25 protein-coding genes are annotated in these 21,435 nt (G+C 49.9%); 10 read left to right on the forward strand and 15 right to left on the reverse strand.

The genetic code is table 11. From position 1 onward, the window contains the following. The first annotated feature begins 584 nt into the window (after positions 1-584). The gene (locus DSM465_RS0106520) at positions 585-875 is read left to right on the forward strand and encodes a hypothetical protein (protein WP_008879552.1); all 291 of its coding nucleotides are present in this window, start codon (positions 585-587) and stop codon (positions 873-875) included. Between the two features lie 64 nt (positions 876-939). Further along, a complete protein-coding gene (locus DSM465_RS0106525) occupies positions 940-1,383 on the forward strand; it encodes an Hsp20/alpha crystallin family protein (RefSeq protein WP_008879553.1) in 444 nt (147 codons plus the stop codon). Positions 1,384-1,399: 16 nt separating this feature from the next. On the opposite strand, the gene DSM465_RS0106530 is transcribed toward DSM465_RS0106525, so the two are convergent. The 4 genes from DSM465_RS0106530 to DSM465_RS0106545 are packed head-to-tail and all read right to left on the reverse strand — an operon-like array spanning position 1,400 to position 6,175. Next, a complete protein-coding gene (locus DSM465_RS0106530; RefSeq protein WP_011887665.1) occupies positions 1,400-2,422 on the reverse strand; it encodes a LacI family DNA-binding transcriptional regulator in 1,023 nt (340 codons plus the stop codon). 56 nt (positions 2,423-2,478) lie between these two features. Next, positions 2,479-4,005, reverse strand: coding sequence for a UDP-glucose--hexose-1-phosphate uridylyltransferase (galT, locus tag DSM465_RS0106535; protein WP_029760952.1), 1,527 nt, complete (start codon positions 4,003-4,005; stop codon positions 2,479-2,481). 2 nt (positions 4,006-4,007) lie between these two features. Beyond that, positions 4,008-4,994, reverse strand: coding sequence for a UDP-glucose 4-epimerase GalE (gene galE / locus DSM465_RS0106540; protein WP_008879556.1), 987 nt, complete (start codon positions 4,992-4,994; stop codon positions 4,008-4,010). Further along, positions 4,991-6,175 (reverse strand): galactokinase, encoded by a 1,185-nt coding sequence (locus DSM465_RS0106545; RefSeq protein WP_029760953.1) that lies wholly within the window; start codon positions 6,173-6,175, stop codon positions 4,991-4,993. Before DSM465_RS0106545 ends, galE begins: the two co-directional genes overlap by 4 nt. A 158-nt stretch (positions 6,176-6,333) precedes the next feature. Here DSM465_RS0106545 and DSM465_RS0106550 point away from each other — a divergent pair, with 158 nt between their 5' ends. Continuing rightward, entirely contained in the window at positions 6,334-7,116 is a 783-nt protein-coding gene (locus DSM465_RS0106550) for an EcsC family protein (RefSeq protein WP_029760954.1), read from the forward strand. A gap of 57 nt (positions 7,117-7,173) precedes the next feature. Here the strand turns inward: DSM465_RS0106550 and DSM465_RS0106555 are convergent, their stop codons facing one another. From DSM465_RS0106555 to DSM465_RS20075, 7 genes are all read right to left on the reverse strand, one after another. After that, entirely contained in the window at positions 7,174-9,363 is a 2,190-nt protein-coding gene (locus tag DSM465_RS0106555) for an alpha-galactosidase (protein ID WP_029760955.1), read from the reverse strand. A gap of 157 nt (positions 9,364-9,520) precedes the next feature. Next, entirely contained in the window at positions 9,521-11,173 is a 1,653-nt protein-coding gene (locus DSM465_RS0106560; protein WP_008879560.1) for a glycerol-3-phosphate dehydrogenase/oxidase, read from the reverse strand. Positions 11,174-11,348: 175 nt separating this feature from the next. Next, positions 11,349-11,915: a glycerol-3-phosphate responsive antiterminator gene (locus DSM465_RS0106565; RefSeq protein ID WP_008879561.1), complete on the reverse strand. Its 567-nt coding sequence runs from the start codon at positions 11,913-11,915 to the stop codon at positions 11,349-11,351. Positions 11,916-11,930: 15 nt separating this feature from the next. Further along, positions 11,931-12,086 (reverse strand): hypothetical protein, encoded by a 156-nt coding sequence (locus DSM465_RS19580; RefSeq protein WP_008879562.1) that lies wholly within the window; start codon positions 12,084-12,086, stop codon positions 11,931-11,933. Between the two features lie 16 nt (positions 12,087-12,102). Beyond that, on the reverse strand, positions 12,103-13,500 hold the full coding sequence (locus tag DSM465_RS0106575) for a HAMP domain-containing sensor histidine kinase (protein WP_029760956.1): 1,398 nt from the start codon (positions 13,498-13,500) through the stop codon (positions 12,103-12,105). Beyond that, on the reverse strand, positions 13,497-14,171 hold the full coding sequence (locus DSM465_RS0106580) for a response regulator transcription factor (RefSeq protein WP_029760957.1): 675 nt from the start codon (positions 14,169-14,171) through the stop codon (positions 13,497-13,499). Before DSM465_RS0106580 ends, DSM465_RS0106575 begins: the two co-directional genes overlap by 4 nt. Positions 14,172-14,397: 226 nt before the next feature. Further along, positions 14,398-14,520 (reverse strand): hypothetical protein, encoded by a 123-nt coding sequence (locus tag DSM465_RS20075; RefSeq protein WP_008879565.1) that lies wholly within the window; start codon positions 14,518-14,520, stop codon positions 14,398-14,400. Positions 14,521-14,750: 230 nt separating this feature from the next. On the opposite strand from DSM465_RS20075, the gene DSM465_RS0106590 reads away from it, so the two are divergent. Then, positions 14,751-15,215, forward strand: a complete 465-nt coding sequence (locus DSM465_RS0106590) for an Hsp20/alpha crystallin family protein (RefSeq protein WP_008879566.1) — start codon at positions 14,751-14,753, stop codon at positions 15,213-15,215. A 172-nt stretch (positions 15,216-15,387) separates the two neighbouring features. Here the strand turns inward: DSM465_RS0106590 and DSM465_RS19585 are convergent, their stop codons facing one another. Continuing rightward, positions 15,388-15,528, reverse strand: a complete 141-nt coding sequence (locus DSM465_RS19585; protein ID WP_008879567.1) for a hypothetical protein — start codon at positions 15,526-15,528, stop codon at positions 15,388-15,390. Positions 15,529-15,645: 117 nt separating this feature from the next. Between DSM465_RS19585 and DSM465_RS0106600 the strand changes: the two genes are divergently transcribed. Together DSM465_RS0106600 and DSM465_RS0106605 are read left to right on the forward strand one after the other, a co-directional pair. Beyond that, entirely contained in the window at positions 15,646-15,831 is a 186-nt protein-coding gene (locus tag DSM465_RS0106600) for a hypothetical protein (RefSeq protein WP_008879568.1), read from the forward strand. Continuing rightward, positions 15,831-16,085, forward strand: coding sequence for a sigma-G-dependent sporulation-specific acid-soluble spore protein CsgA (locus tag DSM465_RS0106605; RefSeq protein WP_008879569.1), 255 nt, complete (start codon positions 15,831-15,833; stop codon positions 16,083-16,085). The genes DSM465_RS0106600 and DSM465_RS0106605 overlap by 1 nt, the downstream gene beginning before the upstream one ends. Before the next feature lie 44 nt (positions 16,086-16,129). Here the strand turns inward: DSM465_RS0106605 and DSM465_RS0106610 are convergent, their stop codons facing one another. Continuing rightward, a complete protein-coding gene (locus DSM465_RS0106610) occupies positions 16,130-16,474 on the reverse strand; it encodes a YppG family protein (protein ID WP_008879570.1) in 345 nt (114 codons plus the stop codon). Positions 16,475-16,658: 184 nt separating this feature from the next. On the opposite strand from DSM465_RS0106610, the gene DSM465_RS0106615 reads away from it, so the two are divergent. Beyond that, positions 16,659-16,859, forward strand: a complete 201-nt coding sequence (locus DSM465_RS0106615; RefSeq protein ID WP_008879571.1) for a YppF family protein — start codon at positions 16,659-16,661, stop codon at positions 16,857-16,859. Positions 16,860-16,942: 83 nt separating this feature from the next. Next, positions 16,943-17,113 carry a hypothetical protein gene (locus tag DSM465_RS19590; RefSeq protein ID WP_008879572.1) on the forward strand — a complete coding sequence of 57 codons (171 nt, stop codon included), beginning with the start codon at positions 16,943-16,945 and terminating at the stop codon, positions 17,111-17,113. Between the two features lie 72 nt (positions 17,114-17,185). On the opposite strand, the gene DSM465_RS0106625 is transcribed toward DSM465_RS19590, so the two are convergent. Both DSM465_RS0106625 and DSM465_RS19835 read right to left on the reverse strand, forming a co-directional pair. Then, positions 17,186-17,548 carry a YppE family protein gene (locus DSM465_RS0106625; protein ID WP_008879573.1) on the reverse strand — a complete coding sequence of 121 codons (363 nt, stop codon included), beginning with the start codon at positions 17,546-17,548 and terminating at the stop codon, positions 17,186-17,188. A gap of 114 nt (positions 17,549-17,662) precedes the next feature. Then, the gene (locus DSM465_RS19835; protein WP_230459210.1) at positions 17,663-18,118 is read right to left on the reverse strand and encodes a hypothetical protein; all 456 of its coding nucleotides are present in this window, start codon (positions 18,116-18,118) and stop codon (positions 17,663-17,665) included. Here DSM465_RS19835 and recU point away from each other — a divergent pair. Both recU and DSM465_RS0106640 read left to right on the forward strand, forming a co-directional pair. After that, a complete protein-coding gene (recU, locus tag DSM465_RS0106635) occupies positions 18,117-18,722 on the forward strand; it encodes a Holliday junction resolvase RecU (RefSeq protein ID WP_029760959.1) in 606 nt (201 codons plus the stop codon). The two genes, DSM465_RS19835 and recU, sit on opposite strands and share 2 nt — an antisense overlap. 33 nt (positions 18,723-18,755) lie before the next feature. Beyond that, positions 18,756-21,434, forward strand: coding sequence for a transglycosylase domain-containing protein (locus tag DSM465_RS0106640; RefSeq protein WP_029760960.1), 2,679 nt, complete (start codon positions 18,756-18,758; stop codon positions 21,432-21,434). The last annotated feature ends 1 nt before the right edge of the window (position 21,435 follow it).

Genomic DNA, 21,435 nt, shown 5'->3' on the forward strand with positions numbered 1-21,435 from the left:
GCTTCGTTTCGTTCAGTTTTCAAGGAACAAGGATAAGGAATTTAACCTCATTGCGACATTTATTATTATAAATCATTCTTTCAAAATGTCAACTATCTTTTTATTTTTCTCTTTTCATCACCGCACCTGTTCTGTCGCGGCAATTACTCATTATACTCACCATTTATTATTTGTCAATAGTTTTTTGTGATCGTTTTGCTTTACGATCATTTCATCAGTGCACCTCGGTTATTAGCCGAGACACTGTTTTTTATTTTATATTATGTTATAACTTTATGTCAACTACTTTTTTGATAAAGCAATAACCCGTTTCGTATCCAGAATGGACAGCCAAAGCTGCATACAGAAATCTTCAGCTGGTAAATCGCCCTCCCTGTATGAAGATAAAGGTGGGTACTTTGCAGCTTTTATCTTTCCGTATAGACAGAACATGAAATTCGTTCATAAACCACAATCGCCACTCTTTACATAAGATTGACTCGCGAGTATCTTCTCGATCGCCGTATGCTATAATAAGGAGAGAATTTCGGAAGATCATCAATAGCTGACAACAAGTAACCGTCATAGGGAGGCAGAATATAACGATGGATCAACCGTTTTCTGCATTGCTTGATGCCTATCGCCGTCTTTGGCCGAACCGGTCGCTGACGTCGGAATCGCTCAATGAACAGGAAAGCAAGTCTCTTCTATATGAAATGATCATTCAAGAGCTGCGCGATGAGTGGACGCATCCGCGCGTACGGCAGACACCCGAAGTGAAATTTTACTATGCCATGAAGCGAGTGTCCTCCGCTGACTTGCCGAATGACATGAAAATCGCACTTATTCAAGCATATTTGACGGCAATGGAACAATTGCAAGCGAATCATACATAAATCAGGAGAATCCGACTCACACTACTGAACGGAAAAACATTTCATGTCAAGGAGGAAAGCAACTATGGCGTTAATTCCGTATGATCCGTTCCGCCATTTAGAATCGATCCGTCGCGATATGAACCGCTTTTTTACAAGTGATTTTCCGTCGCTGTTTGCCCATACGGACGAACATCACTGGATGCCGCGCATGGACATGCATGAAACAGCCAACGAGTACGTCGTTTCATGCGATTTGCCAGGGCTTGAGCGAAAAGAAGATGTGCATATTGATGTAAACAACAATATGTTGACGATCAGCGGCACCATTCAGCGCCATCATGATGTCAAAGAAGAACAAATGCACCGGCGCGAACGCTTTTTCGGCCGCTTCCAACGCTCGATCACGCTGCCAGCTGATGCGGCGACGGAAAACATTCGCGCGACATACAAAAACGGTGTGCTCGATATTCACATCCCAAAAACAGCGGCAGGAACGAAAAAGCGCGTCGACATCGAATTTCATTAATGAAAAAGGGAGCGGCTTATTGACCGCTCCCCTTTTTATCGATCTCGCTGCTAGCACGGACGACGAGTTCGGTCGGCACGATGACTTTCTTGCAAATCGTCCGTTTTGTCGTCAACCGTTCGATGAGTAGCTCAACAGCTGTTTCCCCCATAAACTCAGTATACACTTTCACTGTCGAAAGCGGGGGATGGAGAAATGCCGCAGTCGGAAGATCATTGAACCCGACGATGGCTACGTCCTGAGGAACAGCAATCCCAGCCTCATGCAACGCGCGTAAAGCGCCGATTGCCATCGAATCGCTGGCGATAAAAAACGCCGTCGGCAAATCACCTTTGGCAATCGCTTCTTTCATCAGCCGATAGCCATCTTCAGCAGTAAAGGCGCCAATCCATACATCACGCGAGTCGTACATCCCTTTGACGTATAAGTATTCGTAAAAGGCTGTTTCGCGCTCATCGCGGATCGGCGTCTCCCCATCGACATATTCGCGGCCGCCGATATACCCGATTTTCGTGTGCCCAAGCTGAAGCAAGTAATCCAACACCGTGATCGTCGCTTGGCGCAAGTCGATGACGACCGAGTCAAACTGACGTTCATCAGGTGAACAGTCGACGAACACGATTTGCTTCGCTCCTCGAGCAAAGTCGCTCACTTCTTTCGGTCCGAATTTCCCGACAGCGATGATACCATCAAGTTCCTTCATCCGTTCAATCGGATAAGCGCCGTTCTGTTTGAACAATTTGACAAGTTGGATGCCACGTTCAAAACATTCTTTTTCCACTCCAAGACGGATCGCCATATAATACGGGTCATCGATTTCCTGACGTTCGGAATACCAATGAATCAGCCCGAGGCGAAACGATTCGCGCGCCTGCTGGCTTCGTTCCCTTAGTGTTTTGTAGTTCAGCTCTTGAGCAACTTCAAAAATGCGCTTTCTCGTCTCATCCGAGACGGATAGTGTTGTATCATAATTGAGCACGCGCGACACTGTCGCGACTGAGACACCGACTTTTTCAGCAATTTCTTTTAGCGTAGCCATAGTCTGTTCGCGATCCCTTCCTTATGTTTCATATGAAACGAGTTTTTTCGCCGCATTTATACAAAGGACGACATGTTTGCAATTGCATAGCTGAGAAAGCGTCGGAACGCATCCTTCCCTCGCTTGTCCCGTTTAAACACCCCAGCATGCTCTAACACGGTGACAAACCGCTGCCCAACTTCATTGCGCAACAACTCGTAAACGTTGTCTTTCGTAGTATACGGATTAGCTGAGAGAATGGATTCATACCAGTCCCAATGTTTAAGCATGGTTTCATCCCAGTCTTCTTTTTTCGTCCGGTGCACAAGATAATCAGCCAACGTCTCGAGCTCCAAGTCAAGTCGACCCGGCAACACCGCCAATCCCATGACTTCAATCAAGCCGATATTTTCTTTTTTGATATGATGTAGTTCTTCATGCGGATGAAAAATGCCGTACGGATGTTCCGTGGATGTTCGATTGTTGCGCAACACGATGTCAAGCTCAAACAAATGACCACGACGCCGAGCAATCGGGGTGATCGTGTTGTGCGGAACATCGCCGCTGTAGGCGATGATGTCAACATCAGGATCACTGTACGCCCGCCACGTGTCATACAGGCGTACCGCTGCTTCCAACACTTCCTCTTTCGCTCCTGTTAAGCGGATAACTGACATCGGCCAACGGACAATACCTGCCGTCAATGACGGAAACGAAGGAATGGAAATGTATTCCTCAATCTCCGCATTTTCCATCGCAAACGTATAGCGTCCGCCTTGAAAATGGTCATGTGTTAAAATCGAACCGCCGACAATTGGCAAGTCAGCATTCGAGCCGATAAAATAATGTGGAAACTGTTCTACGAAATCAAGCAACCGTTCAAGCGTTTTCCGATCCATTTTCATCGGCACATGCTCGGCATGAAAGACGATACAATGTTCATTGTAATACACGTAAGGGGAATATTGAAAATACCACTGCTCGCCTAATAAAGTGATAGGGATGACGCGATGGTTGGAGCGGGCAGGATGGCCCCACGTTCCTTCATACCCTTCATTTTCTTTGCACAACACACATTTCGGATACGACGATGATGGCATCTCTTTTCGTTTGGCGATTTCTTTCGGGTCTTTTTCCGGTTTCGCCAAGTTAATGGTAATATCCAATTCGCCGTACATGGTTGATACTTTCCATTGCCGGTTTTGGGCAATGCGCGCTGTTTGGATGTAATTGGACGCCTGGCTGAGCGAATAAAACCAGTCGGTCGCCTCTTGCGGATCGCGGTGATACCGCTCGTAAAAGGTGCGAATCACTTCTGACGGTCGCGGCATGACGCAGTCCATCAGTTTCGCATCCCATATATCACGCTCGGTCATCGTATTCGTTTCCAACAATCCTTGTTCATACGCCCAATCGATGATGGCGTTCAACACCCGATCGGGAGAGGCCAAAGGAATGTCTTTGGCCTCGGCGGGCTGCCATTCCGTGAGCTTCAGTGTCGCAAGCAGGCGGTTGCGCGCGTACACCACATCTTCCGGCGCTAACAGACCACGATGTTGAGCATAATGAATCAGTTGTTCAATCGCCGCAAAGATCGTTTCCATTGTCATACACCCCGATAACCGTTTGGCCGTGCTTGATGCCATTCCCATGCCGAAGCGACGATATCTGTAATGAACGGGTAGTTTGGCTCCCAGCCGAGTTCGCGCTTCGCTTTGTCGGACGAGGCGACGAGTTTCGCCGGGTCGCCTGGCCGCCGTGCCATGACACGAGCCGGAATCGGATGCCCGGTCACTTGCCGCGCCGCTTCAATCACTTCTTTAACGCTAAACCCGTTGCCGTTGCCTAAATTGTATACATCACTATCCGCCCCGTTTCGCAGTTTGTTAAGCGCCAAAACGTGGGCATCAACAAGATCGAGCACATGAATGTAATCACGAATGCACGTACCGTCCGGCGTATCATAGTCATCGCCGAAAATGAAAATTTCCTCGCGCTGGCCGAGCGGCACTTTTAAAATCAACGGAATCAGATGCGTCTCCGGATTGTGATCTTCGCCGATCGTCGTGCCATACGCCCCAGCGACATTGAAATAGCGGAGCGAAATCGAGCGGATACCGTAGGCGCGATCTGCCCATTTCATCATTTTTTCCATCGCCAGCTTCGTTTCTCCATATGCGTTCGTTGGCTCTGTCGGATCAGTTTCGACGATCGGGATTTGTTTCGGTTCCCCATACACCGCTGCGGTTGAAGAAAAAACAATTTGTCTAACATCAAATTCCTTCATCACTTCAAGCAACACTTGTGTGCCGTACACATTGTTGTCGTAATATTTCAGCGGCTCTTCCATGCTTTCACCAACCAATGAGTTGGCCGCAAAATGGATCACCGCCTCAATATCATACTGCTGAAACACCGTGCGCAAAAAGTCGCGGTCGCGAATATCCCCTTGGCAAAACCGCGCATCCGGATGCACCGCTTCTCTGTGCCCGGTCTGCAAGTTATCAACAACAATGACCTCTTCCCCTTTTTCGAGCAGACGGTACACCGCATGACTGCCGATATACCCTGCCCCGCCACAAATCAAAATCATCGGCACATCTCCTCCATTTCTATCAGTTCACGCGCCCCATTGCCAACGTCAACGACATAAAAGCTCGCTTCATAGCCGATTTTTTCGGCATATGTCCTTCCAACTTGTTTAACGAAATCTTGAATAGATGCTTTTTTCACCACGTTCACCGTGCAGCCACCAAACCCGGCGCCGGTCATGCGCGCCCCAATCGTTCCTTCGTGCGCCCACGCCGCTTCAACGAGCGTATCGAGCTCAATGCCCGTCACTTCATAGTCGTCACGCAGTGACATATGCGACTGCTTCATCAGCTCGCCAAAACGAACGAGATCTCCTTGCTCAAGCGCTGTGGCCGCCTCGAGCGTACGCTCGTTTTCCGTCACCGCATGGCGGGCCCGCTTTTGCTCAAGCGGGGAAAGAAGGTGAGCATATTGAGTCAGCTCTGTGCTTGTCAGTTCACCAAGCGAGGCGATGTTCCGCACCGTTTGCAGTTTCGCGAGCGCCGTTTCGCACGTCGTCCGCCGCTCATTGTACGCTGAATCCGCCAAGCCCCGTTTTTTGTTCGTGTTCGCAATAACAATGAAATAGTCGTCGAGCGCAAGCGGCAAATAGCGATACTCAAGCGTTTGGCAGTTTAATAAGATCGCCGAGTTTTGTTTCCCCATGCCGACGGCAAACTGGTCCATAATGCCACAATTGACGCCAACATATTTGTTTTCTACGTTCTGGCTCATTTTCACAAGTTCCAACTGGTCGAGCTGCCGCTCAAACAAGTTGTTTAAGGCGACGGCCGTCACAAGCTCAATCGACGCCGATGACGATAATCCCGCGCCGTTTGGAATCGTGCCGTAATACAAAATGTCTAATCCGGTCTCTAGCGGGCCGAGCGCTTGAAAGGCAGCGATGATCCCTTTCGGGTAGTTCGCCCAGCTATGCTCTCTCCGATATGACAAATCATCATACGGCACAGTAATGACGCCAGTTTCTGGGAAGTTTTTTGAATACAGCCGCACGAGCGGCACTTTCGTTTGTCGCACAAGCGCATATGTGCCAATCGTAAGCGCACACGGCAACACGTGCCCGCCGTTATAATCAGTATGCTCGCCAATCAAATTGACGCGGCCAGGGGCGAAAAACATGCGGATGTCTTCTCCTAGCCCGCCGAAAAGCTTGGTAAATTGTTGTTTTAACGTGGAGATCATGGAAGGGCCTCCTTAAAAAACAAATTGAGTTATTCTTTCTTTTGTAAATATTTTAGTAAATATTTTATTTAAAATCAATTGTGAAACACGATCTTTTTTTATACGTATAAACATTCGAGTATTTATTCACCTTATTTATTAAAAGGAGGCGGAACGGAATGGAAGCTCGACAAACGCTGAAACAAGAACTTGACGCCATCACTGCTTGGGAACGTTCCCAAAAAGACCTTTGGTTTTGGGAAAAGCTCGGCCGCTTGCCGTTTCAAGTGCTCGACAAGCTGACGCCAAAAATTGTTCATCGAAAGCTCGGGCAATTGCTCGACGAATTAGGAAGCTATATTCAAAACGGCGGGAAATACTTAGTGAAGAAAGAGAACATATTGGAACGTCTTGGTGTCACGTCGCTCGAGGAAGTGCCGTATTTGCCGCTTGAGACCATGGATCGCGTGTGCGATGAGTTGATCGCGGCGCGCGTGACGTTCGCACAGCTGCAAGGAGCAGCGACTGGGGTTGGCGGGGCGTTGACGCTGGCGGTAGACATCCCTTCTTTGCTTGGGCTCGCGTTGAAAACACTGCAAGAGATCGCCATCGTATACGGATACGACCCAAACGAAAAACAAGAGCGCGTGTTTGTTGTCAAATGCTTGCAGTTTGCCGCGGCGGACATCGTCGGAAAAAAAGCGATTTTAGACGAAATTTCTTCATTTTCCAGTCAGCGTGAGCATGTCTTTTCCGAGCTGCAAGGCTGGCGGGAAGTGATGATGACGTTCCGCGACCAATACGGATGGAAAAAGCTGTTCCAAGCTGTGCCAATCATCGGCGTCATCTTCGGTTCGCTGTTTAACAAATCGTTTATGGAAGACATCGCTGAAACTGGGAAGATGCTTTATCGAAAGCGCCGCATCATCGAGAAGCTCAAACAATTTGAACCCGATGTCTAAACGACAACGGGTTCGATTCGTTTAGGTTGGTGCATAGGCTCCAGCGAGAACATCTCTTCATCGTTGAACAGCTTTCAATCGCCACATCATGCTAATGAAATCACCCAAACGGTACGGCAAGGCTACTCCGGCATACATCAGCTCGTCGCCCCCGTAAACACCCAGCCCCTCAACTTCATAGTCTTGATTCGGGTCAAGCCCCTTAAGGCGCAAGTATGACAGCGGGGCGTTCGCTTCGGCCAAAACACGGAAGTAGGCGACAAGCGCCTCCGAGCGGTCGGCAGAGACGAACATCCATGCGGCTTCGTTGCCCGCAAACGGGCTTAACAGCCGATAAAACGTGCCGAACTGGACAAGATGACGCACGTCTTTGTAAAATGCCACCTGTTCTTTAATGGTTTCCTTTTCTTTTTCCGTCAACTTCGTAATATCAAGCTCATAGCCGAAGTTGCCCGACATCGCGACATGGCCGCGCGTCTTGAGCGGCGTCATCCGCTTGACCTGGTGGTTCGGTACAGCCGAGACGTGCGCCCCCATGGCACTGATCGGGTAAACGAGGCTCGTGCCGTATTGAATTTTCAGACGTGAGATGGCATCCGTATTGTCGCTCGTCCACGTTTGTGGCATATAGTAAAGAATCCCCGGGTCAAACCGTCCTCCCCCTCCCGAACAGCTTTCAAACAAAATGTACGGAAAGCGCGAAGTAATCTCGTCCATGACGCGATATAGCCCCAGTATATAGCGATGCGCCGTTTCGCGTTGGCGCTCAGGCGGCAAGGCAGCCGAGCCGATTTCCGTCATATGCCGATTCATGTCCCACTTTACGTACGCAATCGGAGCGCTCGCAAGCACATTCGAGATGGTTTCAATGATATAATCACATACGTCTTGGCGGGAGTAATCGAGCACAAGTTGATTCCGCCCTTCAGAGCGCGGACGGTTCGGCACATGGAGGACCCAGTCCGGATGTTTGCGGTACAGCTCACTGTTGGGTGACACCATTTCCGGCTCAATCCATAAGCCGAACTGCAACCCAAGCTCGTTGACTTGTTTCGCTAGTCCGTCTAAACCGTGCGGGAGTTTGCGCCGATTGACCACCCAATCACCGAGGGAACGACGGTCATCATCGCGCTCACCGAACCAACCATCATCGAGCACAAACAGCTCGATGCCCAATTCCGCCGCCGTTTTCGCAATGTTGACAAGTTTCTCTTCGTTAAAATGAAAGTACGTCGCTTCCCAGTTGTTGATTAAAATCGGGCGGACGCGGTCGCGGAACGTGCCGCGAGCTAGGCGGGTGCGATATAGTTCATGGTACGTCTGCGACATCCCATTTAACCCTTGATCAGAGTAGACCATAACGACTTCCGGTGTTTGGAACGATTCGCCCGGTTCCAATAGCCACGTAAAATCAAACGGGTTGATCCCCATAGAGACGCGGGTCGTTTGAAACTGATCGACTTCGATTTGAGCAAGGAAATGACCGCTGTACACAAGGCTAAACCCGTACACCTCACCTTGGTGCTCATCAGTGTTTTTTCGCACGAGGGCAATGAACGGGTTTTGCTGGTGGCTGCTCGCACCGCGGCGGCTTTCAGCCGCTTGCACCCCGGTGAGAAGCGGACACCGCTCCACCCAACGCTCGCGCGCCCATGCCCCCGGAAGATGAATCCAGTCGTAATCGGCATCCGGAAAATCAATGCTCATGCTCAACGCCCGCAACAGTTTTAATCGCTCATTGCCGTTGTTTTCAAAACGGACCGCCCGCGTGATGACATTCCACTTTTCGTAAACGGTATACTGCAACGTCACTCGGAGGCCAATGAGTCCATCTTCAAGGACAATTTCCAATGTTTCTGCCTCGTGTTCGTGTTCAACATATGTCGCCGGCAGTCCGTTAAGTCTAGGCTTCCCCTTGTAAATATGATGCGTCTTATAGCGCAAATCGGTCACCGTCGAACCATTCTCAAGCTGTACTTGATACGCCGGAGCGCGAAAATCGCTGTTACCGTAGGCCGGGTATTCTTGCGGCAGCGTATCGAGCGAAAACGTGCGATCGGATGGGACGGGGTTGGCGGAAAAGGCACGGTTTAGCCGTGGAAATCCCCGCGCAGCCTGGCAATCCCGCACCGCTTTCCCCCAATACACGTGCGCCAAATAGCCGGAGTGGAAAAGGCGCATGATATAGCTTGTTTTGTCCGCTCGCAAATGAAACTGCTTCGTTTGCGGATTGTAGGTAATCGCCATCCTCTTCCCCCGCTTTCATCTTTTCTTTATTTTACGTAAACTTTACGTGAAAATCTAGCAAAAAAGTACCCGTATTCGAGCCTGATAGGTGCTATGGATCCTCTTTATCGAGCATCTGTCCCCACTAAAATTCTTCTATTTGTTTACGATCCTCCGGTCATCCCCCCACTGCTAACACCGCTTGGCAGAGAGCTTGCTCCAGCTCCTTCGTATACACTGCTGTCTGCTCCTCTGTCCAATGTAAATAGCTGGCCATAAACGCAATGACTGCTTCTTTTTCCCGGCGGACAGAATCAATGTCAAACAACAGCGAACCGGTGCGGCGGATGAAATAGTCGACGGGTTTGACAGCCATTTCTTCTTCAATCGCGTAAACGAGGCGGACGAACGTTTCTCGCGTTAAGCCAGATGAGCGATCGTATTGCCTGCTTAAAGCAAACAACCGATCAACGTTCGTACCGTATTGTTTTGCCAGTCGTGCCCCTTCTTCTTTCGTCCATCCATAACGTACCGCCTCTTCCGCTTTTTTGGCGATGAATGCCGGCAACTCGCGTGAGCCGCCGACATCGCCGCCGGAGATCGGCAACTGTTTCGTTTGACATGGCCGGAACGTTTTTTGTTCCTTTTTCTCAAGCTGCTTGGCGACAAGATCGACGACCGTTTCCGCCATTTTTCGGTAGCCAGTCAGCTTGCCGCCCGCGATCGTAATGAGCCCCGACGGCGATGTCCAAATTTCATCTTTGCGGGAAATTTCCGACGGATCTTTCCCTTCTTCATAAATGAGCGGGCGGACGCCAGCCCAACTTGATTCGACATCATCAGCCGTGATGCCAACCGATGGGAACATATACCGGATTGCTTTCAATAAGTAATCGCGGTCTTCTTCCGTCATCGTCGGATGGGCAGGGTCGCTGTCATAAAACGTATCAGTCGTGCCGACATACGTTTTTCCATCACGAGGAATGGCAAATACCATGCGGCCGTCCGGCGTATCAAAATAAATTGCCTGTTTGAGCGGAAACCGCTTTTGATCAATGACAAGATGGACACCTTTTGTTAACTGGAGCCGCTTATTCGTTTTCGAGCCGTCTTTGTCACGCAATGTATCGACCCATGGCCCGGCGGCATTGACGACTGTTTTCGCACGGATGTCATACGTCTGCCCGCTTAGCATGTCACGGCAGCGGGCGCCGATGATGCGACCACGGTCGTCATATAAAAACTGTTCTGCTTTCGTATAGTTGACGGCGTCGGCGCCAAGCTCGACCGCCTTTTTGATCACTTCGATCGTCAAACGAGCGTCGTCAGTCCGGTATTCGACATAGTAACCACCGCCGAGGAGCCCGTCGCTCTTTAACAGCGGTTCTTTTTCTAACGTCTGCTTAGCATTAAGCATCGTCCGCCGCTCGCTCTTCTTCACGCCGGCTAGCCGGTCATACAGCCATAAGCCGACAGAGGTGCTCCACTTGCCAAACGTCCCATCGCGATAAATCGGCAGCAACATCCACTCCGGTGTCGTGACGTGCGGGCCGTTTTCGTAAACGACTGCTCGTTCACGCCCAACTTCAGCAACCATTTTCACTTCGAACTGTTTTAAATAGCGCAAACCTCCGTGAACGAGCTTCGTCGAGCGGCTCGACGTCCCAGCCGCAAAATCTTGCATTTCAACAAGCGCCGTTTGCATGCCGCGTGAAACCGCATCAAGGGCGATACCGCCACCAGTGATCCCCCCGCCGATGACAAGCACATCATACGTTTTTTCACTCATAGCTTTAAACAACTCACTCCGCTGTCTGCTTGAAAAAGCCATCGATTAGTCCCTCCTGTGCAAAAAAGACAAAAAGAGACCATGACAAACACGATAAGCGTTCTGCCTACCATGTATGCATGGTCTCTCCATGTCTCCTGACTGATGATTAACTTGTTGATTTTATTATAGCAGATTGCCGCCCGTTTGGCTAGCTCGATGCTTCAACGATCTCCGCCTACTCATCGCCATCCCGATCGTAGTGGCGCCATAGCGCTTCGTTTGACGTCGTCACCGCCGTTGCGCCAGCTTCTAGCGCCCGCTTGACATCGTCTGGAGTGCGGATGAGTCCGCCGGCGTAAATCGGTTTCCCGGTTCGCTCCTTTACCTCGCGGATAATGTGCGGCATCGCGCCCGGGATGACTTCAATATAGTCGGGATTGGTTTTCGCGATCAGCTGGTAGCTTTTCTCCAAAGCGTGCGAATCAAGTAAAAAGATGCGTTGCACGGCTAGGACGCGTTTTTGCCGCGCCTTCATAATGACGCTCGCCTTCGTCGAAATGAGGCCATGCGGGCGAAACTCTTGGCAAAGGTATTCCGCCGCATGTTCATCATGGCTCAGCCCTTGCACTAAATCGGCGTGAATGATAAGCCGCTTGCCATGCCGACGCGCATAATCGAAGATGCTTTTTAGTTGGGCAATATGTACTTCGAGCAGCACCCCGATTTCATAGCCGCTCGCCAAAAAGGCATCAAACTGCTTCATCGTTTTCATAGCCGGAACAATTTGTTGTTTCTTCCCCATTGCCCTCTCCCTAGTCTATCCTCTCATTTTATCGACCTCGTCTAAGCACGACAGTGACATCATTGTTCGCGGTTTGCATGTCGCGATTTTCACTCCGCGCTTGCGGAACTTCTCCACGACATGATGAATCGCTTTTTTGCCCACCGCCTCTTCTTCATGAAAATGCCCCATTGTCTCAACTCCTCTCCTATTCCGCTTTCGGAATGGCGAGCTCAACCGTTGTTCCTTGACCGGCTTCGCTTTCCATCGTAATTTGCCCGCCGTATTTATCGATCATTTCCTTGGCGATCGAAAGACCGAGCCCGGCGCCGCCTTGTTCGCGGCTGCGCGCCTTATCGACGCGATAAAAACGTAAAAAGACGTTTTCCAGCTCTTCGCGTGGAATGCCGATACCATAGTCGCGGATGGCCACCGTAACAAACGATCCTTCCTCGCGCAACGAAAGAGCGATTTTTTTGACCTGTTGAGAATATTTTACCGCATTGTCAAGCAAAATGAACAGCAATTGTTCAAAATGATGTTTTGCGATCGCTACGCGCGCCAACGGTTTTTCCGGTTGATCAACAATGAATTGAAAATCCGGGTGCAAAATACGGAAATTTTTCACAATTTGCCCGATGGCTGCGGCAGCATCAATAGGCGTGAGCTCTTTTGGCACTTCCATCTCCTCGGTACGCGATAGATCAAGCAGCTCAAGAACAAGGCGCTTCAGCCGTTCTGCCTCTTTCACCGCCGCCTCAAGCGATTCTTCCAAAATCTCTGGATTGTGCTTGCCCCACCGCTGCAACAAGGAAAGATGGCCTTGCAAAATGGCTAGCGGTGTCCGCAATTCATGGGACGCATCCTCAACGAACTGCTTCTGCAGGGCAAATGAACGTTCAATTTCGTCCATCATGCTGTTGAACATCATCATGAGCTCGGTGACCTCGTCACGCGCCGAAGGCACATCGATGCGCTGCTTTAACCCGTTGTTTTTAATGTCGGCCATCGTTTTTGCCAACGTTTTCAACGGCCGGATAAAGCTTTGTGCCACAAGCCGTCCGGCGAGCGCGCTCGCTGCCATGGCCGCAAAACCAAGCACTGTCATAATGACAAATAGCGTGTTCGTCACTTGTTCGAATTTCGTCAATCGGCGGGCGACTTCAATCGTCCCAGACAAGTCCCCGATATGAAGCGGTTGGCGAAGCAACAAAAACCGCTCATTGTTGATGAAGTGTTCATCCATTTTCAGCTTGTCAGGCACGCCGCCTGTTGACAGCGATACTGTCGCACCGTTGGAAACAGAGACGATAACGTTTCCGTCACGGTCGGTGACACGAATGAGCTGATAGCGCTCATTCAGTTTTTCGAGAAACGAACGGCTGCGGCGAATATCTTCCCATGATACATTACGTTTTTCAGCGTAATAAGTTTCAATTTCTATCACAGTTTGTTCCATCGTTTTTTCTTCTTCGTTGAGCAGCCATTGCCTCACAATATGGTATTGCAAAAATGTGAAAATAAAATACGTAATAAAAATCGCGCCGGCGGATAAAACGGTCAGCTTCCCTTTCAACGACAGACGGTGGAGGCGAAGTCGTTTCATGGCCGCATCACATATCCCGCGCCGCGCACCGTTTGGATGTACCGCTCTTTATTGTGTTCGTCAAGCTTTTGCCGTAAATAGCGGACATAGACGTCCACAACATTCGTCTCCACCTCAGTGTCAAATCCCCATACTTTCTCAAGTAGCAAATCACGCGTCAACACAACATTGATATTTTGCATAAAGGCGACGAGCAAATCATACTCACGTTTCGTCAATTCGATAAACGCATTCCCTTTTTTGACCGTACGCGCCTGCATATCGACGACTAAGTCTTTAAACGTCAACACTTGTCCGCCCGATTCAGGATGAACGCGGCGAAACAAAGCGCGGATGCGGGCGAGAAGTTCTTCAATCGCAAACGGCTTGACAATATAGTCATCTGCTCCGTTATCCAACCCCATGACGCGATCAAATACGCTGTCGCGCGCCGTGATCATGATGATTGGCGTCGATTTCGCCGCCCGAATGCGCCGGCAGACTTCCATGCCGTTTAAGCTTGGCAGCATAACATCAAGTAAAATGAGATCCCACGGTTCAGAGAGAGCGAGCTCAAGCCCTTCGCGCCCATCTTCGCATACATGCACATCGAATCCTTCATGCATCAAGTCAAGTTCCAAAAAGCGAGCCAACCCTGCTTCATCTTCGACCAATAAAATCCGTCCATTCATCGGCCATTCCTCATCTCCTGCGTCTATTTTCTTTTCCCGTTCCGGACTTAATTCAATTTTACTACAAAAGCGAACCGGCGGTGGCGACCGGCCTTCGAAATGAAACAGGCGGCTGTTTTGGCCGCCCCGCTTCGGGTGGATTCTAAAACAGCCGCCCGTCTTCACGTACCTTTCGCTGAGCTGGGCCGTGTACACGCTCTAACCGCTGCCTGCATGGATATTCCCGCTACGAGTGGCGGTCAACAAACCAATCGACAATAGCTTGAACGATTTCAAACGCTTGATAAGAAAGAAGCGATACGGCAGTTCCAGAGAAAAACAACGTTACAAGCCAATGAATCCAATGCATGGCACTGCCTCCTCCCTTATCGACAGTGATGCCATTATATCCGGTGTAAATGAAATCTACATGAAAAATCGCTAAAAAACACAGAGTGACTTTTTCGTTTTTCATACATACATTGAAAGTGAATCGCATTGCTGATCAATGGTTGACAACGGTTAGGGGAATATGGTCGAGCAGAGACATCCAAGCACGCTGGATCGGCTACTTCAAAAAAGGAAAGAGAGGGGAGCGCGATGAATGAACCGTTTCAGCCGCCAGCCGGCAGGGGAGGAGATCACCCATTCCACCATTTACGGAAAATGGTAAATCAATGGTTTGATGAACGGCCGCTGCAAAAATTATTTGAAACACTTGACGACTACTTCGCGCAAACATTTGCTGAAGCATATATCCCGATCGAAGTGAAAGAAACGAAACACGATTACCAACTCATCGTCCGGCTGCCCGACATCAAACGGGAGCAAATCAGCCTACAATGGCACGAAGACGGGCTGCAGCTTATCATCGATCATCAGGAAATGATCGAATCAGCCGACGCCAACGGTCATGTATACGAGCGACAGCAAGCGCGGCGGCGCGTGACGAGGGTGATCCCGTTTCCGTATCCGGTTGCCGAACATGAAGTGAAAGCGTCGTTCCAAAACGGCACGCTCATCATCCGACTGCCGCAAAAGCGGAAATACATTGACATTGAGTGAATGAACATCGTTGAGACAACGCGTTTGGCTGAGAAAATAAGTGAGAGAACGGTCAAAAAACATCGTACAAACGGCCTTGCTGTCAAAATTCAAAAACGCGCCCTTTGTCGGCCCAGGCGCGCCGTAAAAAAGCCGTTCCCGATATCGGGAGCGGCTTTTTTGCATTCGTCTTCTATTGTTTATGCGACGGGCTTCCGTATCGGTTGTTGTTTTCCGGTGTCGGATCTTTTTGGATGTCCCATTCTTTCCCGATTTCTTCGCGATTGTTTGGGTATTTGTTTTTCCGTTTTCGATTGTCGTTCCGGTTCGTCACTGTCTGCTCACCCCCTTGCTGTTTGCCATTAGCTTGCGCGTTTTTCCACCGCATAAACGAGACATACATACTTTCGCTGTTGGTAAGCTACGCTACTTGGTAGGAGGTGCAAAACGAATGACGAAACTGCCTGACTTTAAACAGCTGAACGACCGGCTGATCAATGAGCCGTCTGATGAGCCGATGTTGGTGATTAAAACGAACCTCGATCCGGAGCGCATCACAGATGAAAATCCATATGCAAAAGGCAAAACGAACGTCAGCCGGACGTTTGCTTCTTTTTTTGAAGGGGGCAAACCGTAATGGAACAAACGCTCGCCTATTTGCGGGAAATTTTGTCTAACTACTTGGATGGTCACGATGATACGCCAAAGCGCATCTACAAAAAGCTAATCAGCAAACCGTATCAGGGGGAAGGAGAGTTTGTCCGTGACTTGACGCAAGAAGAGAGCGCCTTTTTGGACCGCATTTTGCCTCATGAGATCCGCTATGCGATGGATGAGCGCGATTATGAGCGCGTCTATCAGCTGAATGAAGTATACGAGCTACTGATTTAACGGTGCGAAAGCCGCTTCCCCTACCGAACGGGGGAGCGGCTTTCTCATTTTTTAAACGTGCTGAGCAGCCCTTTTAACAAGCCGTTCACTTGATTGACTGTATTGATCATCTGCCCCATCGTATTCATCATTTTGTTAATATCGTACGTCCCGTCGTTGTTTTTAAACTGGGCGAGAAAAGACGGGCGCGGTGGCGGCAGCAACGGCTCCGGCTTCGGATATGGCATCGGGTACGAAGGCATCGCAGCATGGAATGGTGCAGCGTGAGGCCAATGGGCAGGCGGTGATGAAATGTGTGAAGACCAATGGTTGAGATAAGGCCCATGACCATTTAGACTATATGGCCCATGAATGGGTGGCGGCGGAACCGGGCGCGGATAACGGTACATGTTCGTTCTCCCCCATTTTTTGATCGTCGATTTTTCCTTCAGGCTGCCACTAGTATATGTGCCAATACTGAGCGGCGTGCGCGCGGACATGTCATCTCTTGTCGGAAGTTTTAATTTTCGGAAATCAATTTTTTCCCCTACTTTCATGGTACGATGTAAAAAAGGGGAAGGGGGAAAAGCATCAATGGGTATTGCTGAATTGAAACATAAGTTCATGGTGGTCAAACATTGCGAACCAGCTGAGGCGAACGAACTGCTCGATTTTGCCCGCCGCCTTTATTTGCGCGGGGAGATTTCGCTCGCCGAGTATCGCGACTTAGTGCGTGATTTAGAAAAAGCTGGAGCCTATCAACCGAATGAAACAGGAGAATTCGCAGGACTTTAGACCTTAGGGGAGCTTTTCCCTTCTTTTTTTTTGCATATTTCTCACTCAAACGCCCCATCGTAATATAAAGGGGGTGTTGTGCAATGGGACGAGGCGTGCATTTCAATCATAAACGAAAAGGCCATGATCACGAAAAACCGAAACATGGTGAACCAGCACCGCCGAAGCATACCGAACGGGTCGAATATGAGATCAACACCGTCGCTACCGCAGAGAGCGGCCCTGTTTCGATCACAACAGGAAAAGACACATAAGAAAAAAGCTGTCTCCCTCGGCAAAGGGGGCAGCTTTTCCATTTCGAGATGAAAACATCGCTCTTTTTCAGCCTAGCTTGTTTCGCCAAGCCGATCCTTGACAAGGTCGAGCGTATAGGCAACCGCCTGGCTGTATTGCTTGATGCGGCGGTTGGGAACGGATGGATAAAATGCCTCAACGCTCAGTTTTGTCATATGATCAACCGTTGCTTCAATTTGTCGCTCGTGAACATATTTCGGCTGCGTCTGGCGAATCCAACGGGAAGCGGCCTCTTTCCATCGTTCGGCGGCTGCCTGCACTTCCTCCGCAAATGGTTTAACTTCGGCAAAAAAATCTGGCTCTTGATTCCGTTCGCGAGCACGCCGGGCAATCGCCAACAGCTGTTCATTGTACTCGTGAAGCTGTTCCGTCAGCGCTTTCAGCTCTTCCCCCATGGCGGCCCTCCTTGCGTATATTGATGAACTCAGTTTGAAGAATGTCCAGTGCAAATGCCGATCCGGAACGTCTGCGAACTGTTGGTATATGTTTCATCATATCATATCAACCAGCTACACCAAATACAATTTTGATGAAAGCCGCAGCTCGGTTCCCCCTTTTCCCCCGTCAAGCCGCCGTTCTACACCGGCGATTCTCCCTTCGAGATGCCCGAGCTGCTCCTTATTTTGCGCATACTGTTCTTCAATGACATCAGCAATGACTTGTTCCATTTTGGCATCCACCTGTTCAATGAGCGCGACAATTTCCTGGAGCTGTTTTTCAATTTCTTCTTTTTTGACGAGCCGTTTTTCCATTCCTTCTCCCCCATTTCTGGCATGATGATATTCCATTCGCGACGGGAAGAACAACTCCCTGCTGCGGCGACAAAAGTAGAACGGATTCGGCAAAGAAAGCGAGAAGCGGCCGTCATTCGACAAGGACGGCAAGGTCGCCCCATTAAAGAAAAAGAGCGCACATTGCTTGAACGTATGGTATAATAAAAACCATTCAAAGGAGATGAACGCCATGGCACTCAAATACCCGGGCGGAAAAGAGTATCGCGGAAACAGACTAAACGCAGCGCGCCAGCCGATGGCGGCTGATTACGCCAACCGTGGCATGACGCTCGAAGAAGACTTAAATGCGACGAATGAATATTACCGGGAGCGCGGCATCGCCGTTGTCTATAAAAAACCGACCCCTGTGCAAATCGTCCGTGTCGACTACCCGAAACGCAGCGCTGCTGTCATTAAAGAAGCGTATTTCCGACAGGCGTCCACGACTGACTACAACGGCGTCTACCGCGGCAAATACATCGACTTTGAAGCGAAGGAAACGAAAAACAAAACGGCGTTTCCGCTAAAAAATTTCCATGCCCACCAAATCCGCCATATGGAGCAAGTGATGGCCCATGGCGGCATTTGCTTTGCCATTTTGCGCTTTTCTGTGCTGAATGAAACGTACTTGCTTGATGCCTCCCATTTAATTGCCCGTTGGAATGAACAAGAAGCCGGCGGGCGAAAGTCGATTCCGAAGCGGGAGATCGAGCAATATGGGCATTATATCCCACTTGGCTATCAGCCGAGAATTGATTATATTAGTGTAGTAGAAAAAGTGTACTTCACCGTATGAGGTGAAAACTTGTAAGAAAGGCAGGATTTGCTTATGTCTGGTGAATATCGTTCTCGTGTGGAACGAAAGCAGGCAGAGAAACAGGCGAAACAAGCGAAACAAAAGAAGGCGAAAAAGAAAAAAGGACTATCGTGGTTGAAGACGATCGCCATTGCCATATTGCTTGTGATTTTCATCGGAGCGGCCAGCGGCGTGGCGGCGTTCGCCTATTTCGTCAAGGACGCTCCTCCACTTGATGAGACGAAAATCAAAGACCCGCTCTCTTCAACCGTATACGATATGAACGGAAAAAAATTCGCCGAACTTGGCGGCCACAAACGAACGTACATTTCGTATAAAGACGTGCCGAAAGTGCTTGAAAATGCCGTGTTGGCAACCGAAGATGCTCGCTTTTATGACCATCACGGCATCGATGTTGTCCGCTTAGTCGGCGCCGTCGTCGCCAATTTTCAAGAAGGATTCGGGGCAGAAGGCGGCAGTACAATCACCCAACAAGTAGTGAAATTGTCGTTCCTGTCGCCGAAAAAAACGTTGGAGCGAAAGGCGCAAGAGGCGTGGCTCGCTCTGCAGCTTGAGCAAAAATATTCAAAGCAAGAAATTTTAGAAATGTACTTGAACAAAATTTATTATTCAGACGGCATTTACGGCGTTGCCCGGGCGGCAGAATATTACTTTGGCAAGACAAACTTAAAAGAGTTGACGCTTGTGGAAGCGGCGCTCTTAGCCGGTATGCCGCAAAGCCCGAACCGGTACAATCCATATGACCATCCGGAGGCGGCGAAAAAACGGCGCGATACTGTTTTGTCGCTCATGGCGAAACACGGCTTCATCAGCCAAGAAGAGGCGGAAAAGGCGAAACAAGTGCCGATCCAATCGATGCTTACCGAACGGAAAAAACCGCAAAGCTCCGTGCCGTATGATGCCTTCATTGACGAAGTGATCAAAGAAGTGACCGACAAAGCGAACGTTAACGTCTTTGAAGACGGACTGAAAATTTACACCACGCTTGATCAAGAAGCGCAGTCGCATGTCGAAAAACTATTAAACTCAGAGCAGTACTTCACCAATAAAAAAGACTTACAATCGGCTATCGCCCTCGTCGATACGAAAACAGGCGCCATTCGCGCTTTAGGCGGCGGGCGAAACCGCGATCATGTCCAGTTCGGCTTTAACTACGCCATTCAGCCGGTCGGCCAGCCCGGTTCGGCGATTAAACCGATTTTAGACTACGGACCGGCCATTGAATATTTAAAATGGTCAACTGCACACATTATCGTTGATGAACCGTACACGTATTCAGACGGCACACCGATCCGCAACGCCGATCGGACATACAAAGGACCGGTGACGATGCGCTATGCGCTTACTTGGTCGCGTAACATCCCGGCGTTAAAAGCGTTCCAAGCGGTCGGCAAAGAGCGGGCGCAAGAATTTGCCAATCGGCTTGGCATGGGCTTTGATAAGGTAGAGGAAGCGTACTCGATCGGCGGTGTCGCACGCTATGTGTCGCCGCTGCAAATGGCCGGTGCCTACAGTGCCTTCGGCAACAACGGTTTGTATACCAAACCGTACGCGGTGACAAAAATCGTCTTCCCGGACGGCACGGAAATGGATTTAAAACCGAAGCCGAAACGGGTTATGCAGGACTACACCGCTTACATGATCACAGATATGCTCAAATCGGTCGTCCGTTCTGGTACAGGGCAAAGCGCCAACGTTCCGGGGGTTGAGGTGGCCGGCAAAACGGGGACGACAAACTATGGTTCGTCCGGTGCCAAGTTTAATTTACCGGAGAGCGCTGTGCCGGACAGTTGGTTTGTTGGCTATACACCAAACTATACCGCCGCTGTTTGGACCGGTTTCAGCAAACGAAGCAGCACTGCAAATCTCAGCAAGGCGGAACAAAGAATTTCGCGTTCGCTCTTTAAAGCGCTCATCTCCCACATCGACGACGGCAGTGGGAAATTCGAACAGCCGGACAGCGTGGTGAAAGTGCCGATTAAAAAAGGCACGAATCCACCGAAACTAGCAAGTAAACATACGCCGGCAAGCGAGATTACGTATGAACTGTTCGTGCGAGGCTCCCAACCGACAGAAGTAGCGAAAGACGAACCAAAAGAGCTGCCATCGGTGAAAGGCTTAACCGCTTCGTATGACCAAGCTACCAATGCGATTTCTGTCACTTGGTCGTACGATAAACAAACCGACAATACGCTCTTTGAAGTGCGCATCAAAGACGACCAAGGCCATACGGAAACTGTGACAACGAAAGACCTGAAGATGACGATCGCGAACCCAACGCCAGGCGCTTCGTATACGATTGCCGTCTATGCGAAAGATGGCGAGCGGATGAGCAAACCAGCCATCACGAACGTCCGCATCCCTGGCGGTGAGCAAGGTGAAGGCCCGACAACGCCGGATGATGAGGAAAATGGTGATGATGGCCGGAATGATGGACATAACGGGCAAGATGGCAACAGCGGAAATAACAACAATGGAAACAACGGCCAAGGGCAACAGCCTGGGCAACAACCTGGACAACAGCCTGGGCAACAACCTGGACAACAACCTGGACAACAACCTGGACAACAACCTGGACAACAACCTGGACAACAGCCTGGGCAACAACCTGGACAACAGCCTGGGCAACAACCTGGACAACGGCAAGGACAACAGCAAGGGCAGCAGCAAGGACAACAACTAGGGCAATAGC

This window comes from Geobacillus thermodenitrificans subsp. thermodenitrificans DSM 465 (assembly GCF_000496575.1).
GTDB lineage: Bacteria > Bacillota > Bacilli > Bacillales > Anoxybacillaceae > Geobacillus > Geobacillus thermodenitrificans.

Coding starts and splice junctions, on each gene's coding strand:
- DSM465_RS0106520 (WP_008879552.1), top strand. CDS start 585: ATGGATCAACCGTTTTCTGCATTGCTTGATGCCTATCGCCGTCTTTGG.
- DSM465_RS0106525 (WP_008879553.1), top strand. CDS start 940: ATGGCGTTAATTCCGTATGATCCGTTCCGCCATTTAGAATCGATCCGT.
- DSM465_RS0106530 (WP_011887665.1), bottom strand. CDS start 2,422: ATGGCTACGCTAAAAGAAATTGCTGAAAAAGTCGGTGTCTCAGTCGCG.
- galT (WP_029760952.1), bottom strand. CDS start 4,005: ATGGAAACGATCTTTGCGGCGATTGAACAACTGATTCATTATGCTCAA.
- galE (WP_008879556.1), bottom strand. CDS start 4,994: ATGATTTTGATTTGTGGCGGGGCAGGGTATATCGGCAGTCATGCGGTG.
- DSM465_RS0106545 (WP_029760953.1), bottom strand. CDS start 6,175: ATGATCTCCACGTTAAAACAACAATTTACCAAGCTTTTCGGCGGGCTA.
- DSM465_RS0106550 (WP_029760954.1), top strand. CDS start 6,334: ATGGAAGCTCGACAAACGCTGAAACAAGAACTTGACGCCATCACTGCT.
- DSM465_RS0106555 (WP_029760955.1), bottom strand. CDS start 9,363: ATGGCGATTACCTACAATCCGCAAACGAAGCAGTTTCATTTGCGAGCG.
- DSM465_RS0106560 (WP_008879560.1), bottom strand. CDS start 11,173: ATGGCTTTTTCAAGCAGACAGCGGAGTGAGTTGTTTAAAGCTATGAGT.
- DSM465_RS0106565 (WP_008879561.1), bottom strand. CDS start 11,915: ATGGGGAAGAAACAACAAATTGTTCCGGCTATGAAAACGATGAAGCAG.
- DSM465_RS19580 (WP_008879562.1), bottom strand. CDS start 12,086: ATGGGGCATTTTCATGAAGAAGAGGCGGTGGGCAAAAAAGCGATTCAT.
- DSM465_RS0106575 (WP_029760956.1), bottom strand. CDS start 13,500: ATGAAACGACTTCGCCTCCACCGTCTGTCGTTGAAAGGGAAGCTGACC.
- DSM465_RS0106580 (WP_029760957.1), bottom strand. CDS start 14,171: ATGAATGGACGGATTTTATTGGTCGAAGATGAAGCAGGGTTGGCTCGC.
- DSM465_RS20075 (WP_008879565.1), bottom strand. CDS start 14,520: ATGCATTGGATTCATTGGCTTGTAACGTTGTTTTTCTCTGGAACTGCC.
- DSM465_RS0106590 (WP_008879566.1), top strand. CDS start 14,751: ATGAATGAACCGTTTCAGCCGCCAGCCGGCAGGGGAGGAGATCACCCA.
- DSM465_RS0106600 (WP_008879568.1), top strand. CDS start 15,646: ATGACGAAACTGCCTGACTTTAAACAGCTGAACGACCGGCTGATCAAT.
- DSM465_RS0106605 (WP_008879569.1), top strand. CDS start 15,831: ATGGAACAAACGCTCGCCTATTTGCGGGAAATTTTGTCTAACTACTTG.
- DSM465_RS0106610 (WP_008879570.1), bottom strand. CDS start 16,474: ATGTACCGTTATCCGCGCCCGGTTCCGCCGCCACCCATTCATGGGCCA.
- DSM465_RS0106615 (WP_008879571.1), top strand. CDS start 16,659: ATGGGTATTGCTGAATTGAAACATAAGTTCATGGTGGTCAAACATTGC.
- DSM465_RS19590 (WP_008879572.1), top strand. CDS start 16,943: ATGGGACGAGGCGTGCATTTCAATCATAAACGAAAAGGCCATGATCAC.
- DSM465_RS0106625 (WP_008879573.1), bottom strand. CDS start 17,548: ATGGGGGAAGAGCTGAAAGCGCTGACGGAACAGCTTCACGAGTACAAT.
- recU (WP_029760959.1), top strand. CDS start 18,117: ATGGCACTCAAATACCCGGGCGGAAAAGAGTATCGCGGAAACAGACTA.
- DSM465_RS19835 (WP_230459210.1), bottom strand. CDS start 18,118: ATGGCGTTCATCTCCTTTGAATGGTTTTTATTATACCATACGTTCAAG.
- DSM465_RS0106640 (WP_029760960.1), top strand. CDS start 18,756: ATGTCTGGTGAATATCGTTCTCGTGTGGAACGAAAGCAGGCAGAGAAA.